Source organism: Bacillus sp. LQ01 (genome assembly GCF_057624735.1).
On record NZ_JBYEZL010000002.1, the window covers coordinates 549,414 to 564,988 of the forward strand.

Below are 15,575 nucleotides of genomic sequence, written 5' to 3' on the forward strand. Positions count from 1 at the left end.
TTTACTATCATGAAAGATAAGGAAAATAAACTATAGGTACTAGTGTATAAAATGTTGCCTCAAAGTATCGTTTGGTAGAAGAAATGAAAGCTATAAATAGTTTCACTTTATTTCTGGAGAGGAGAAGGTATTGAAATCATGTCAAGATCTCAAGAAATTTCTAAGTGGTTTCGTAATTTACAACATTCGAAAAAACTAAGTTGGATTTCTTACGTTGTATTAGGAGCAGTGCTGTTTTTTGCGCTTATGAATAATGTAAAACCAGAGCAATTAGATGTTAATATGTATTCTATTGCGAAAAAGACAATCCATTCTCCTATAAAAATTGAAGATAAAGTTACAACGGATAAAAAGAAAAAAGAAGCCGCTACAAAAGTTGAAGATCAATATACATATAAAAGTGAGTATAAACAAAACAAAGTTGATATTGTGAATGACGTCTTTGCTAAAGTGGATGAAGTGGTGCAAGAGATTAAAGCTGTTGGACCGGATGATCAAAAAAAGATGACTGATGCTGAGAAAGTGGAGAAGTTAAAAAAGAAACTACCCGCTGACTTAACGAAAGAATTATCTGATTCAAACTTACTAAGTTTGATTAATGCAGATTCGAGCCAATTAGTATTAGCGAAAGATGCTGCGGTCACAGCGATTAATAGTATCATGACTGAGCATATTAAAATGGACGAATTGAAAGATGCGAAAGAACGATATGTAAGTGAGATGAATAGTGTTAATGTTGATAATGGTTTAAAAGAGTCAATTAAGGCGCTAGGAAGATATGCAATTTCAGCAAACTATTTTTATGACCCGATCTTAACGAAAGAGAAGAGAAAAGCAGAGGAAGATTTAGTTCCACCTGTTTATATTCTTCAAGGACAAGTTCTTGTTAGAGAAGGTGAAACAATTTCAAGTGATGTGTATAATCAGTTGAAATTAGTTGGTTTGTTAGAAAAAGGGAACGGCTTTCAACCTTATGTTGGATTAGCGGTACTCATTGGTGTGTTACTATACTTTATGCATAAACAATTTGAATTATTTTTAAAGAGAAAAAGAGAAGATAGACCGTATGTTTTAGCGTATATTACAATTTTGTCTATCACAATCGTCTTAATGAAAATCATTAGTTTGTTTCAAAAACTTGAATACGCGGGGATTGCATATGTTGTCCCAGTTGCGATGGGAACAATACTTGTAAAACTAATGATTGGTGATCGATTTGTCTTTTTAACGAGTATGATTTTTTCTGTATGCGGAAGTATTATGTTTAATGAAGGAGTAACGAGTACATTAAATTATAGTGTAGGGATTTACGTATTGTTAAGTTCATTATCGGTTAGTATTTTCTTGCGAGAAAAAAATCGTCGTACAATGATTTTACAAGCTGGTATACTCGTTTCTGTATTAAATGTAGTCGTATTGGCGGCGCTCTTATTATTACGTAATGGGAATTTTTCGCCTCTTGAAATTGGTACGCAATTATTAATGGCTTCACTTTCAGGGATTATATCATCCGTTTTGGCTATGGGGATTTTACCATATTTAGAAAGTGGACTTGGAATCGTATCAAGCATGAAGCTTATGGAACTATCAAGTCCAAATCATCCGCTTTTACGCAGAATTTTGTTAGAAGCGCCAGGGACATATCATCATAGTGTAATGGTAGCGAATCTTTCTGAGGCTGCTTGTGAAGCAGTCGGGGCAAATGGTGTATTAGCGCGTGTAGGGGCATATTATCATGATGTAGGAAAAACAGTACAACCGCAATTTTTTATTGAAAACCAAATGGGAATTGAAAACCCGCATGATAAATTAGATCCTGTAACGAGTAAAGATATTATAATTGCTCACGTAACGGATGGAGTAAGAATGCTCGAAGAATATCATATTCCACAAGAAATTATTGATATCGCTGGGCAACATCACGGTACAACGTTACTGAAATATTTTTATTATAAAGCTATTAAAGAAGATAAAGAAAAATATACAGAAGAGATGTTCCGTTATCCAGGTTCAAAAGCAACTTCGAAAGAATCGGCAATTGTTGGTATTGCTGATAGTGTAGAAGCTGCGGTACGTTCTATGAATCACCCAACGCCAGAACAAATTAATAATTTGGTGCAAAGTATTATTAAAGATCGACTACAAGACGGTCAATTTAGTGAATGTGATTTGACGTTTAAGGAACTACAAATCGTTGGAAAAACGTTGTGTGAAACGTTAAATGGTATTTTCCATTCGCGTATTACATATCCGGAACTTCCGGAAGAAAAGGAGAAAGAATGAGTTTGTTAATTGATTTTATTGATGAAACAGAAGAAGTAAAAGAAGCGTATATGAGTTTAATTCGTGAAGTGTTAGAAAAAGCAGCTCAAATGGAAAATATCGAGGATGGTGCGGAGGTATCGGTGACATTTGTAGATAATGAGCGCATTAGAGAAATTAATCGTGATTACCGAGATAAAGATCAACCTACAGATGTAATATCCTTTGCGATGGAAGAAATGGGAGAAGGAGAAATGGAGATTGTTGGTGCAGAGATGCCACGCATGTTAGGTGATCTTATTATCTCTATTCCAAGGGCGAAAGAGCAAGCTGAAGAGTACGGACATTCTTTCGATCGTGAACTTGGATTTTTGGCATTACATGGCTTTTTACATTTACTTGGTTATGATCACATGACAGAAGAAGATGAAAAAGAAATGTTCGGAAGACAAAAAGAAATTTTAGAAGCTTTTGGATTAGGACGATGAAAAAAGGAAAACTTATAGATAGTTTTGGATATGCTATAGCTGGTATATTCTTTTGTTTTCGTCATGAGCGAAATATGAAAATCCATTATTTAGCCGCAGTCATTGTTATATGCTGCGGCTTTTATTTCCATATTACGAGAACAGAGTGGATGATATTACTTATTGTAATAGGGAGTGTAATGAGTTTAGAAATGGTAAATACGGCTGTGGAAAAAACAGTAGATTTAGCGACTGCCGATATTCATCCATTTGCAAAAATTGCAAAGGATGTTGCGGCAGGAGCGGTTTTATTGTTTGCAATTATAGCTGTTATAATTGGTGCTATTATCTTTTTACCGTATATGGTATAGTTGCATTCCGAAGCTTTTATTAAGCTTTGGAAGTGCCGTAAGGGGCTTTAATGAGAGAGTGTACCTCTTCATAGCTGTGAACAGGAAGGATGCGGGAATATGAATAGTAAACAATTAATTCTAGAAGCAATCGAAGCGCGTAAACAAGCGTACGTACCATATTCTAAATTTCAAGTAGGTGCAGCACTATTAACGCGCGATGGAAAAGTATATCGTGGATGTAATGTTGAGAATGCATCATATGGCTTATGTAATTGTGCTGAAAGAACAGCTTTATTTAAGGCGGTTTCTGAAGGAGATAAAGAATTTGTAGCCATTGCGGTTGTAGCAGATACAAAGCGCCCAGTACCTCCTTGTGGAGCATGTCGACAAGTTATGGTAGAATTATGTAAACAGGATACGAAAGTATACTTAACAAATTTACATGGTGACGTTCAAGAGACGACAGTCGGAGAGTTGTTACCAGGAGCATTTTTAGCGGAGGATTTACATGAATAGAAAAGGTTATAAATCAGGTTTTGTCTCTATTATTGGCAGACCGAATGTTGGGAAATCTACATTTTTAAATCGTATTATCGGCCAGAAAATTGCTATTATGAGTGATAAGCCACAAACGACTCGTAATAAAATTCAAGGTGTATATACAGAAAATGATGCACAAGTTATTTTCATTGATACACCAGGAATACATAAACCTAAACATAAACTAGGCGACTTCATGGTGAAGATGGCGCAAACGACATTAAAAGAAGTTGATATCGTTCTGTTTATGGTTAATGCTGTCGAAGGCTTTGGTCGTGGTGAAGAATTCATCATCGAGAAGTTAAAAGAAACAAAACAACCAGTATTTTTAGTAATTAATAAAATTGACCAACTTCATCCAGAGCAATTACTAGAGTTAATTGATCAATATCGTAAACTACATGAGTTTGCAGAGATTGTACCAATTTCTGCGTTAGACGGTAATAATGTGGACGCTTTAATTGGAACAATTAAAAAGTATTTACCAGAAGGACCACAATACTATCCAGATAATCAAGTAACGGATCATCCGGAGAGATTTATTATTGCAGAGCTTATTCGTGAGAAAGTACTACATTTAACACGTGAAGAAGTGCCGCATTCTGTGGCTGTTGTTATCGATGCGATTCAAAAGCGTGAGGGCGGGGCAGTTTATATAAATGCAACGATTGTTGTTGAACGTGCATCACAAAAAGGAATCATCATCGGAAAACAAGGGAAAATGTTAAAAGAAGTTGGTAAGCGAGCTCGTTTTGATATTGAAGCGCTACTTGGTTCTAAAGTATTTTTAGAAGTATGGGTAAAAGTGCAAAAAGATTGGCGTAATAAAATGTCTCAGCTTCGTGACCTAGGTTTCCGCGAGGATGAGTACTAAAATAGAGTCAAGCTGTAATCAGTGGATGGTTGGTTCATCCACTGATTATTGGTTTTTATGAACTTTGATAAATTAGGAAAAATTTTTCTCACATGAAAATGGACAAAATGGGTCAATTTAATAACAACAAAGGAAATTGGTTTATAGGCTACGCTTATTGAGAAAGGTGGATTCTTATGCTAGATTTTACCTGGAAGTTTTTCTCCAAAACAGGAAGCATTGAAACGTACTTGCTTTTGAAAGAAATGGAAAAAGACGTAAACGATGAGATGGATCAACATGAAGAGGAGCTAGCGCATCTAGACTCTCCAATTTCTTGACCCGTTTTGTTCAAACCTTGGATGGTGACGAACATGTTTCAAAAAGTTGAGGGCATCGTTATCCGTACGACAGATTACGGAGAAACGAACAAGATTGTTACAATATTCTCAAGAGAACTTGGTAAGGTAAGTGCAATGGCAAGAGGGGCAAAAAAACCGAAAAGCCGATTAGCATCTGTGTCGCAATTAATGACACATGGCCAGTTTCTTATTCAAATGGGATCTGGGCTTGGAACATTGCAACAAGGCGAGATTATTTCAACTATGAAAGAAATTCGCGAGGATATATTTTTAACTGCTTATGCATCATTTATTGTTGAATTAACTGATAAAGCAACAGAAGATAAAAAACATAATCCGTATTTATTTGAAATGTTATATCAAACGTTGCATTATATGTGTGAGGGTGTTGATCCAGAAGTATTATCATTAATTTATCAAACGAAAATGCTTCCGGTATTAGGGATGCGCCCGTACTTTGATACATGTGCGATTTGTCATCAAGAAACAGACTTTGTCGCCTTCTCCGTTAGGGAAGGCGGTTTTCTGTGCTCACGTCATGCAGAGCAAGACCCGTATCGTATACCGGTAGGAGAAGCTGTTCATAAATTATTACGTCTTTTCTTCCATTTCGATTTACATAGGCTCGGAAATGTATCGGTAAAGGATAGCACAAAAAAACAAATGCGTTTAGTATTGAATACATATTATGATGAATATTGCGGAATTTATTTGAAATCAAGACGTTTTTTAGAACAACTTGATAAGTTTCAAATATAATTTTGGGCCGTATACGGTCCTTTTTACATACTTTCTTTTTCGAATAGCATATTTAGTATATAATATTTAAGAGATAGTATAACTTTTTTCGTTGTGCATTAAAGGTGGTGATTATCATAGAGCTGAATAAACGGCAAGAACATATCATTCAGATTGTAAAAGATCACGGTCCTATTACAGGGGAATCAATTGCAGCGCAATTGGGTCTAACACGTGCGACGCTAAGACCAGACTTAGCAATTTTAACGATGGCTGGTTATTTAGAAGCACGTCCACGCGTAGGTTATTTTTATACGGGTAAAACTGGGGGGCAGCTATTATCTGAAGCTGTTAAGAAAATTAAAGTACAAGATTATCAATCTAGACCGGTTGTAATTGATAAAAATGTTTCCGTATACGATGCAATTTGTACGATGTTTTTAGAGGACGTTGGTACATTGTTCGTTGTAGATCAGATGACTCTATTAGTTGGTGTTGTGTCTCGTAAAGATTTATTAAGAGCGAGCTTAGGAAAGCAGGATTTAACCTCTCTTCCGGTTAATATTATCATGACAAGGATGCCAAACATTGCGATGTGTCGTAGAGAGGATTCTTTATATGATATTGCGATGGAATTAATAGAAAGACAGATTGATGCAATGCCAGTTGTAAAAGATACGAAACAAGGTTTAGAAGTGATTGGGCGAATTACAAAAACAAATATTACACGTGCGTTTGTAAATTTAGTAAATAACGAATAAGTGTAATTTGTTTAAAGTGAGGTAATGTAATGGATAATAAAATCGTATATGTCGTATCTGACTCTGTAGGGGAAACGGCTGATTTGGTTGTTCGAGCAGCAATGGGGCAATTCCCGTTTGCTCCTGATATTAGACGTGTACCGTATGTAGAAGATACAGGGACATTAAAAGAAGTGATTTCGATTGCTAAGAGTAATCAAGCACTTATATGTTTTACGTTAGTTAAGCCTGATATGCGCAAATATTTAGTAACAGAGGCTGCAAAAGAAGGGGTAGAGGCATACGATATTATCGGCCCTCTTATTGATCAAATTGAAGAAATTACGGGGCAAGTGCCGAGATATGAGCCAGGCGTTGTCCGTAGGTTAGATGAAGAATACTTTAAAAAGATTGAAGCGATTGAGTTTGCTGTGAAGTATGATGACGGCAGAGATGCACGAGGTATTTTAAAAGCGGATATCGTGTTGATTGGTGTTTCGCGTACATCAAAAACACCACTTTCCCAATATTTAGCTCATAATAAACGCTTGAAAGTTGCGAATGTACCACTCGTGCCAGAAGTTGACCCACCTGAAGAACTATATCAAGTGGCAAAAGAAAAATGTTTCGGTTTGAAAATTACGCCAGATAAGTTAAATCATATTCGAAAAGAACGATTAAAATCACTTGGATTAAGTGATGGAGCAACATATGCAAATATTAATCGTATTCAAGAAGAAATTGATCACTTTGAGGAAGTAATTAGTAAAATAAATTGTCAAGTAATCGATGTATCGAATAAAGCAATTGAAGAAACAGCAAATATTATTGTGAATGCAGTGCAAAACCAAAAAATGTTTTAGCACATTTACCAAAGGTGAATGTGCTTTTTTCGCTCGTGTGAAATATGGTACCTATGGATTTTGTAATAGATTGTAGTGTAATGGTTATACTTATACTCCTTTGTCTTTTAGTATATTCAAGGTGTGAGTTTGTCATCCTGAAATGTAAGATGAAAAAATAAAGGGATATGTAGCGTAGTTGAAGAAAATATATTATAATAAAAAATTGTGATAAAAACCTATATTTTACGTTTAGACTTTAATTTTTCAGAATAAACTAGGGATAGGATTTACGAAAAAGACATGTAATTACGTTAAATCGACAAAATCTATACAAGAAAACGCACATTATGGAAGGATTCACAGAAGGGATGTAGAATACAGAAATATGCAAAGCATTGACAACATATTAGTTGGTGTAGATGTATATCCCGTGAAGGCTGAAATTGTGCAAGTTGGAGCGGAATTTCATGTCAGAATTTTGTTTGTCGCATCATATGCTCATCCTTTAAGGAAATAGCAAGGCAATTGGATCTTTGTAGATACTGAACAAAATGGAGTTGATCGTTATATGGATCAACATGAAAAAGTTACAAATCTCAAGATCAAACAGTATATGTAGCTTGCTACTCTTCTTATAAAAAGGTGTGTATGTATTGTTTCTAAGAGATACATTTGTAACAGATGAGCAAATGTATACAATTTTATATAGCAAGTATGTATATGCGATTTATGCAGATAAAGGACCTATAGGAAAGGTTCAAAATCGTTTATACAATGTAATCGGCAACACTTTCTAACAAGTTTAGAAAAATATTGTCGAATTATAAAGGAATTTTTTAATTTATATCGAATACAAAATACGACACGGAGATGGAGTTATGGGGAACAGAATTCCCGAAGAAGTTGTTGAACAGATTCGGACATCATCCGATATTGTAGAAGTCATTGGTGAATACGTTCAACTTAGAAAACAGGGGCGTAACTATTTCGGCCTTTGTCCATTTCATGGTGAGAATTCTCCTTCATTCTCTGTTTCATCTGATAAGCAAATTTTTCATTGCTTCGGATGTGGAGAAGGTGGAAATGTATTTTCCTTTCTAATGAAAATGGAAGGACTGGCTTTTACCGAGGCTGTTCAAAAGCTAGGCGAAAGAAATGGAATTGCGGTTGCAGAGTATACATCAGGGCAAGGACAACAAGAAGACATATCTGATGACACTGTCATCATGCAACAAGCTCATGAATTATTGAAAAAGTATTATCATCATTTATTAGTAAATACGGAAGAGGGAAATGAAGCACTTTCATATTTATTAAACCGTGGTATTACGAAAGAGATGATTGAGAAGTTTGAAATTGGTTATGCATCACCTGCTTGGGATGCAGCGACGAAAATTTTACAAAAAAGAGGTTTATCGCTGTCTAGTATGGAACAAGCTGGCCTTCTAATAAGAAGTGAGAAGGATGGTAGTCATTATGATCGCTTCCGTGGAAGAGTTATGTTCCCGATCTATACGTTACAAGGTAAGGTGATAGCGTTTAGTGGAAGGGCGTTAGGAGATGACACTCCGAAATATTTAAATAGCCCTGAAACACCGATTTTTCACAAAAGTAAATTGTTGTATAACTTCCACCAAGCAAGACCGTTTATTAGAAAGCGTGGGCAAGTGGTTCTTTTCGAAGGATATGCCGATGTACTAGCTGCGGTAAAAAGTGGTGTGGAAGAAGCTGTTGCGACAATGGGAACAGCTTTAACTGAAGAACAAGCAAAACTTCTGCGACGTAACGTTGAAACTGTTGTTCTTTGCTATGATGGTGATAAAGCAGGGCGAGAAGCGACGATGAAAGCAGGGCAATTATTGCTAAAAGTTGGTTGCCAAGTGAAAGTCACATCCTTGCCAGATAAGCTTGATCCTGATGAATATGTGCAACAATATGGGACTACTGCTTTTGAAAATCTTGTGAAATCAAGTGTGAGTTTTGTTGGTTTTAAAATAAATTATTTGCGTTTAGGGAAAAATTTGCAAGATGAGTCTGGCAAAGAAGAATATGTGAAGAGTGTTTTAAAAGAGTTATCGTTGTTACAAGATGCGATGCAGGCAGAGTCATATTTGAAGTCATTATCGCAAGAATTTTCGTATTCAATGGAAACACTTTTGAACCAATTGCACCAATATCGCAAAGAACAAAAGGTACAGCAAAAACAAATAAAGCAGGTTGCTAAACCGTCTCAAGTCGTTCAAACAAAACCGAAGTTAACAGGTTTTGAAAGAGCGGAAAGAGAAATTATTTACCATATGTTGCAAAGTGCAGAAGTAGCTGTTCGTATGGAATCCCATATAGAAGATTTTCATACAGAAGAACATAAAGGGATTTTATATGAACTATACGCATATTATGAAAAGGGAAATGAACCTTCAGTTGGAACATTTTTAAGTTGGCTCTCTGATGAAAAGTTGAAAAATATTATCACTGATATTTCGACGGATGAATTTATTAATCCAGAATACACAGAAGAAGTGTTGCAAGGCCATTTGGAGACGCTTAGACGGCATCAGGAAAAACTTGAAAAGATGGAAATTATCTTTAAAGTGAAACAAATGGAAAAAACAGATCCTGTAGAGGCTGCTAAATATTATGTAGCATATTTACAAAATCAAAAAGCGAGAAAATAGCTTTTTTGATAAAGTTTTAGTATAATGAATGTTTGTATCTCGCGTAAGGAGGGGAACAGATGGCTGACAAACCAGCTCGTTCTAAACAAATTGAAACTGAAATGACCCTTGAGCAAGTGAAAGAACAACTCACTGAGCTCGGAAAAAAACGTGGCGTTCTTACATATGAAGAGATTGCAGAACGCATGAATGGATTTGAAATTGAATCCGATCAAATGGATGAATACTATGAATATTTAGGTGAACAAGGCATTGATTTAGTTGGTGATAATGACAACGAAGAAGGCCCTAATAATCGCCAAATTACAAAAACAGAAGAAGAGTTTGACCTCAATGATTTAAGTGTACCACCTGGGGTTAAAATCAACGATCCTGTTCGTATGTATTTAAAAGAAATTGGTCGTGTAGACTTACTATCTGCAGAAGAAGAAATTCGACTTGCAACGCGTATTGAAGAAGGCGATGAAGAAGCGAAACGTCGTCTTGCAGAAGCAAACTTACGTCTTGTAGTAAGTATTGCAAAGCGCTATGTAGGCCGTGGTATGCTTTTCTTAGACTTAATTCAAGAAGGTAATATGGGTCTAATTAAAGCTGTTGAAAAGTTCGATTATCGTAAAGGTTTCAAATTTAGTACGTATGCAACTTGGTGGATTCGCCAAGCTATTACACGTGCCATTGCAGACCAAGCGCGAACAATTCGTATTCCAGTTCATATGGTTGAAACGATTAATAAGTTAATTCGTGTACAACGTCAATTATTACAAGATTTAGGTCGCGAACCATCTCCTGAAGAGATTGGTGAGGAAATGGATCTTGCTCCAGAAAAAGTACGTGAAATCTTAAAAATTGCACAGGAGCCAGTTTCTCTTGAAACACCAATTGGTGAAGAAGATGACTCCCATTTAGGTGACTTTATTGAAGACCAAGAAGCAACATCGCCTGCGGACCATGCAGCCTATGAATTGCTAAAAGAACAATTAGAAGATGTGTTAGATACACTAACAGATCGTGAAGAAAATGTTCTACGTCTTCGTTTCGGTTTAGATGATGGACGAACTCGTACGCTTGAAGAAGTTGGGAAAGTATTCGGCGTAACGAGAGAGCGTATTCGTCAAATTGAAGCAAAAGCACTTCGCAAATTAAGACATCCAAGCCGTAGTAAGCGTCTTAAGGATTTCTTAGAATAGGTTATTTTTTAAGTTTACTTCACTTTTGTGAAGTAAACTTTTTTATTTTGTTAATTTTTGTTAAAATTTAGCTATGGGCAACGATTACAATTTCTTGTAATTTATTTTACAGAATTGTCTTTTGATTTGCAAATGCTCATTTTTCGATTTTTCGATTAATTTTGTTTATTATATACAAAAATATATGTAGAAAAGCGAAAAATATGATGAGAAACGTTAATAATTATCGAAATAATAAGCGATATGACAATAAAAAACAATAAACTGAATTTATGGAATATTTTTAACAAGTAGTAGTTTGCTCTTTTCTGATAGAGCGTTTTCAAGTACAATATAAATGACTGAATCATCTAACTATTTAGGGGTATAGAGGGGGGAGAAGAGATATGAAACGTAATCCGCTGATTCCGTTCGCTCTTATTGCAGCATTGGGTATTATCGTTATGTTTGTATTTTCATTTCAGGGGCTAAATAAATCTAAAGAGTTAGCTGATGCAAAAAATGGCGGGAAGCCAGCACAAACGGCATCAAAACCAGAAGATATTGTGAAGCAAAGCTGTACGAGCTGCCATGGTGATCAGTTACAAGGGGCAGTTGGACCTAACTTACAAAAAATTGGTGGGAAACTTTCAAAGGATGAAATTAAAGAAATTCTTTCGAAAGGAAAAGGCAATATGCCTGCCAATATAGTTCCAGCTGATCAAGCCGCTAAAGTAGCTGATTGGTTATCGAAGAAAAAATAAAGTTCCGTATGACAAGCCTTTTGCTTATGCAAAGGGCTTGTTTTTCTATATTTTCTAAAATACGATGAATGATAGAGCGGTGAATTGTTGTTATGGGCTTGCAACAACTACTATAAATTCATTATCATGGAGACAGACTGACAAGAGAAGGAGTAATGGAAATACATGAATGAAGTAAAGCTTTCAAAACGATTAGAAGAAGTTGTACGTGAAATACCAGTAGGATCTACAGTTGCTGATATTGGATCGGATCATGCGTATTTACCGTGTTATACAATTATAAATAATATTGCTACAAAAGCAGTTGCAGGAGAGGTTGTAGATGGACCATTTCGCTCTGCGCAAGCAACTGTAGCTGAAAGTGGTTTACAAGATAAAGTAGATGTGCGTAAAGGGAATGGATTAGCTGTTATCGCACCAGGAGAAGTAGATGTAATTACGGTTGCCGGAATGGGCGGAGCGTTAATTCGTGACATTTTAGAAAGTGGTAAAGAAAAATTAGAAGGTGTAACACGTTTAATTTTACAGCCTAATATTGCAGCGCATCATATTCGTGAATGGTTTATTGAGAATGGTTGGGAGCTTATCCATGAAAAAATCGTAAAAGAAGATGGGAAAATTTATGAAATTTTAGTAGGGGAGCGCGGAAATGTTGTAGCGCCTTACTCTGAAAATAAACAAGCTGAATTGTTTATGGGACCATTTTTAATAACAGAAAAAAGTGAAGCCTTCGTTGAAAAATGGGAAGGAGAATTAAAAAACTTCCAAAATATTTTAAAACAGTTAGAACGTGCGGCTGATTCTGAAGAAACAAAAGCGAAGCGTGGGGAAGTAGAAGCGAAAATGAAAATGATAGGGGAGGTTTTATCATGAGTAAAATTCCAAACGGCCATGAAATTATTTCTTTATTTGAAAGTATGTATCCGAAGCATTTGGCAATGGAAGGAGATAAGATTGGTCTGCAGATTGGAGCGCTTAATAAACCCGTGCAGCACGTATTGATTGCGCTAGATGTAACGGAAGAAGTTGTGGATGAAGCAATTCAATTAGGGGCAAATGTCATTATTGCTCATCATCCTTTAATTTTTAACCCGTTAAAAGCGATTCATACAGATAAGGTGTATGGGAAAATTATTGAAAAGTGTATTAAAAATGATATTGCAATCTATGCAGCGCATACAAATGTGGATGTTGCTAAGGGCGGGGTAAACGATTTACTTGCTGAGGCGTTAGGATTGCAAAATACAGAAGTTTTGGCACCGACATATGCAGAAGAAATGAAAAAAGTTGTTGTGTTTGTGCCAGTCACTCATGCAGAAGAAGTAAGGAAAGCATTAGGAGACGCAGGTGCTGGTCATATCGGCAATTATAGCCACTGTACGTTTAGTAGCGAGGGTACAGGCACATTTGTACCTCAAGAGGGGACAAATCCTTATATCGGGGAAACTGGACAGTTAGAACGTGTAGAAGAAGTGCGAATCGAAACGATTATTCCAGCTTCCTTACAGCGGAAAGTGATTAAAGCAATGGTAACGGCGCACCCTTATGAAGAAGTAGCGTACGATGTGTATCCGCTTGATAATAAAGGTGAAACGTTAGGCCTAGGAAAAATAGGATACTTACAAGAAGAAATGACGCTTGGCCAATTTGCAGAACATGTGAAACAATCATTAGACGTGAAGGGCGCAAGAGTTGTCGGTAAGTTAGATGATAAAGTGCGTAAAGTAGCTGTACTTGGTGGAGATGGTAATAAATATATAAACCAAGCGAAATTTAAAGGAGCAGATGTATATGTAACTGGTGACATGTACTATCATGTTGCTCATGATGCGATGATGCTCGGTTTAAATATAGTTGACCCGGGACATAATGTTGAAAAAGTAATGAAACAAGGTGTGCAAAAGCAATTACAAGAAAAAGTGGATGCAAAGAAACTCAATGTACACATTCATGCTTCGCAGTTACATACAGATCCATTTATATTTGTATAAGAAAAATAAAAACCGTTGCTCATGTAAGCAACGGTTTTTATTATTGTTCTTTTTTCACTTTCACGCGAGGTAATATTTTTTGTAACGGTACTTTTCGAACTCTTTCCCATGTAGCGGGATTCATTGGGTCATATTGCTCTAAGAAAGCGATAACTTCTTTCGTAATTGGCGTTGGAGTAGAAGCACCTGCTGTAACAGCTACGTTTTCTACACCTTGTAGCCACTCTAATTGAATTTCGCTTACATCAGCAACTCGATATGCTTTTGTACCCGCGATTTCTTGTGATACTTGTGCTAAGCGATTTGAATTGTTACTTTTCGGATCACCAACAACAATTGTTAAGTCTGCAACATCAGCTTGTTTAGCGACAGCTTCTTGGCGAACTTGAGTAGCTAAACAAATTTCTTTATGGAATTCTGCTGTTGGGAATTTTTTTTGAATGTCCTCCATTAAATGTTGAACATCCCATTGACTCATCGTTGTTTGATTTGTTACTAAAATTTTATCTGTTGGGATTTCTAATGTTTTTAAATCATCGGCTCTTTCGATAAGGTGAACGATGTCAGGTGCAATACCAACTGCGCCTTCTGGCTCTGGATGATTTTTTTTACCGATATAAATGACATGATACCCTTCCGCTTTCTTAGCTTCGATAAGGTCATGCGTCTTGGTAACATCTGGGCAAGTGGCATCGATTGTTGTTAAACCTTTTTCTTTTGCGCGTTGTTTAACTTCTGGAGAAACACCGTGTGCTGTGAAAATAACAGTACCAGAATCAATTTTATCTAAAATTTCTAAGCGACTTGGACCGTCTAATGTGATGATTCCATCTTCTTCAAAAGCGTCTGTAACATGTTTATTGTGAACAATCATACCTAAAATATAAATGGGTCTCGGCAATGATTTATCTAATGCAGCATTACGTGCAATTACCATTGCATCGACAACACCGTAGCAATAACCACGAGGGGAAATTTTAACAATTTTCATATGAGTAATCCTCTCCTTCTAAACAAGGGATACTTTTGTGCATAGTCTTTTACATTATAAAGGAGGAGTGGATAGAAAACAAAGGATTGTTACACATATAGTTTTGGTTTTGTTGCTGTTTGTTGAACTGGTTCTTTCGGTAACTCTTTTTCTATTACAGGTTCAATCACTATTTTCTTTCGTTTTCGTTTCTTTTTTTGAGGTGCAGGAGGCGGACTTTCTACCTCAACTGGCTCTGTTACATTTTCCGTTTGATTTTCTTCCGTACTTTTTCCAGAGGTGAGGATTTTAACAATGCTTGGTAGACTACGCATAATAGGACCATACTGTTCGACGACAGGACCTACAGATTGAACGACTTGGGATACTTTTTCGATGTTGTTTATCATATTAGTGGGATTTGAAATTAAGTTCGAAAAGAAACTGCCGATGCCACTGCTTGCTGTTGCCGCAGCTGTAGTTGCGCCGCCGCGCGTTTCATTTGATTCATACATTTGAGGCGGTATCATTTGCTCAGGGTGTTGCTGCATGTATGGTTGATATTGTGGATGTTGCTGCTGATATTGTTGGTGGTATTGCTGCTGATATTGCTGTTGATATTGTGGCGGTGGTGGTTGCTGATGCATCATCGGTTGCCCCTCCATTTGTCGGTAAGGTGGAACCATTTGCATAAAAGGCTCGGTTGGATCGTGTTTTTTAAAAAGCTTAGCAAGAAAACCTTTCTTTTTTTGTGCCATTGGTGGTAGTTGTGGAATTGGATATGGTGTATAAGGTTGTTGCCCTGGATTCGGATACATTTGCCTTGTAGGGGATTTCGGAAACATGTGA

Annotated in this window: 18 protein-coding genes; 16 read left to right on the plus strand and 2 right to left on the minus strand. The window is 36.4% G+C overall.

The features are described from left to right. The first annotated feature begins 138 nt into the window (after window positions 1-138). The 16 genes from AC22L0_RS15205 to AC22L0_RS15280 all read left to right on the plus strand — a co-directional run bounded on the left by AC22L0_RS15205 (window position 139) and on the right by AC22L0_RS15280 (window position 13,756). Complete coding sequence (locus AC22L0_RS15205) at window positions 139-2,283, plus strand: HD family phosphohydrolase (protein ID WP_000091514.1); 2,145 nt, start codon at window positions 139-141, stop codon at window positions 2,281-2,283. Beyond that, window positions 2,280-2,750: an rRNA maturation RNase YbeY gene (gene ybeY, locus AC22L0_RS15210; RefSeq protein WP_000054679.1), complete on the plus strand. Its 471-nt coding sequence runs from the start codon at window positions 2,280-2,282 to the stop codon at window positions 2,748-2,750. The genes AC22L0_RS15205 and ybeY overlap by 4 nt, the downstream gene beginning before the upstream one ends. Beyond that, entirely contained in the window at window positions 2,747-3,100 is a 354-nt protein-coding gene (locus AC22L0_RS15215; protein ID WP_000715469.1) for a diacylglycerol kinase family protein, read from the plus strand. Before ybeY ends, AC22L0_RS15215 begins: the two co-directional genes overlap by 4 nt. 99 nt (window positions 3,101-3,199) lie before the next feature. Next, on the plus strand, window positions 3,200-3,598 hold the full coding sequence (locus AC22L0_RS15220) for a cytidine deaminase (protein WP_001086282.1): 399 nt from the start codon (window positions 3,200-3,202) through the stop codon (window positions 3,596-3,598). Next, the gene (gene era, locus AC22L0_RS15225) at window positions 3,591-4,496 is read left to right on the plus strand and encodes a GTPase Era (RefSeq protein WP_001080229.1); all 906 of its coding nucleotides are present in this window, start codon (window positions 3,591-3,593) and stop codon (window positions 4,494-4,496) included. The genes AC22L0_RS15220 and era overlap by 8 nt, the downstream gene beginning before the upstream one ends. A 176-nt stretch (window positions 4,497-4,672) precedes the next feature. After that, entirely contained in the window at window positions 4,673-4,816 is a 144-nt protein-coding gene (locus tag AC22L0_RS15230; RefSeq protein WP_000883924.1) for a YqzL family protein, read from the plus strand. Between the two features lie 33 nt (window positions 4,817-4,849). Continuing rightward, window positions 4,850-5,596: a DNA repair protein RecO gene (recO, locus tag AC22L0_RS15235; RefSeq protein ID WP_000487013.1), complete on the plus strand. Its 747-nt coding sequence runs from the start codon at window positions 4,850-4,852 to the stop codon at window positions 5,594-5,596. Between the two features lie 107 nt (window positions 5,597-5,703). Next, window positions 5,704-6,336 carry a transcriptional regulator CcpN gene (gene ccpN / locus AC22L0_RS15240; RefSeq protein WP_000583756.1) on the plus strand — a complete coding sequence of 211 codons (633 nt, stop codon included), beginning with the start codon at window positions 5,704-5,706 and terminating at the stop codon, window positions 6,334-6,336. Between the two features lie 29 nt (window positions 6,337-6,365). Next, on the plus strand, window positions 6,366-7,178 hold the full coding sequence (locus AC22L0_RS15245; protein ID WP_000368936.1) for a pyruvate, water dikinase regulatory protein: 813 nt from the start codon (window positions 6,366-6,368) through the stop codon (window positions 7,176-7,178). Window positions 7,179-7,545: 367 nt separating this feature from the next. Continuing rightward, the gene (locus tag AC22L0_RS15250; protein ID WP_087967304.1) at window positions 7,546-7,677 is read left to right on the plus strand and encodes a hypothetical protein; all 132 of its coding nucleotides are present in this window, start codon (window positions 7,546-7,548) and stop codon (window positions 7,675-7,677) included. Between the two features lie 136 nt (window positions 7,678-7,813). After that, window positions 7,814-7,957 carry a hypothetical protein gene (locus AC22L0_RS15255; protein ID WP_000479733.1) on the plus strand — a complete coding sequence of 48 codons (144 nt, stop codon included), beginning with the start codon at window positions 7,814-7,816 and terminating at the stop codon, window positions 7,955-7,957. Between the two features lie 81 nt (window positions 7,958-8,038). Continuing rightward, complete coding sequence (gene dnaG / locus AC22L0_RS15260) at window positions 8,039-9,835, plus strand: DNA primase (RefSeq protein ID WP_000528221.1); 1,797 nt, start codon at window positions 8,039-8,041, stop codon at window positions 9,833-9,835. A gap of 59 nt (window positions 9,836-9,894) precedes the next feature. After that, window positions 9,895-11,022, plus strand: coding sequence for an RNA polymerase sigma factor RpoD (gene rpoD, locus AC22L0_RS15265; RefSeq protein ID WP_000764066.1), 1,128 nt, complete (start codon window positions 9,895-9,897; stop codon window positions 11,020-11,022). A gap of 386 nt (window positions 11,023-11,408) precedes the next feature. Then, entirely contained in the window at window positions 11,409-11,765 is a 357-nt protein-coding gene (gene cccA / locus AC22L0_RS15270) for a cytochrome c550 (protein ID WP_000828141.1), read from the plus strand. Between the two features lie 165 nt (window positions 11,766-11,930). After that, entirely contained in the window at window positions 11,931-12,638 is a 708-nt protein-coding gene (locus tag AC22L0_RS15275) for a tRNA (adenine(22)-N(1))-methyltransferase (protein ID WP_001006545.1), read from the plus strand. After that, the gene (locus AC22L0_RS15280) at window positions 12,635-13,756 is read left to right on the plus strand and encodes a Nif3-like dinuclear metal center hexameric protein (protein WP_000036233.1); all 1,122 of its coding nucleotides are present in this window, start codon (window positions 12,635-12,637) and stop codon (window positions 13,754-13,756) included. The genes AC22L0_RS15275 and AC22L0_RS15280 overlap by 4 nt, the downstream gene beginning before the upstream one ends. A gap of 40 nt (window positions 13,757-13,796) precedes the next feature. Here AC22L0_RS15280 and AC22L0_RS15285 read toward each other — a convergent pair whose 3' ends face one another. Together AC22L0_RS15285 and vrrA are read right to left on the minus strand one after the other, a co-directional pair. After that, window positions 13,797-14,747 carry a 4-hydroxy-3-methylbut-2-enyl diphosphate reductase gene (locus tag AC22L0_RS15285; RefSeq protein ID WP_000706659.1) on the minus strand — a complete coding sequence of 317 codons (951 nt, stop codon included), beginning with the start codon at window positions 14,745-14,747 and terminating at the stop codon, window positions 13,797-13,799. 89 nt (window positions 14,748-14,836) lie between these two features. Then, entirely contained in the window at window positions 14,837-15,571 is a 735-nt protein-coding gene (gene vrrA, locus AC22L0_RS15290; protein WP_000484170.1) for a VrrA/YqfQ family protein, read from the minus strand. Window positions 15,572-15,575: the final 4 nt, after the last annotated feature.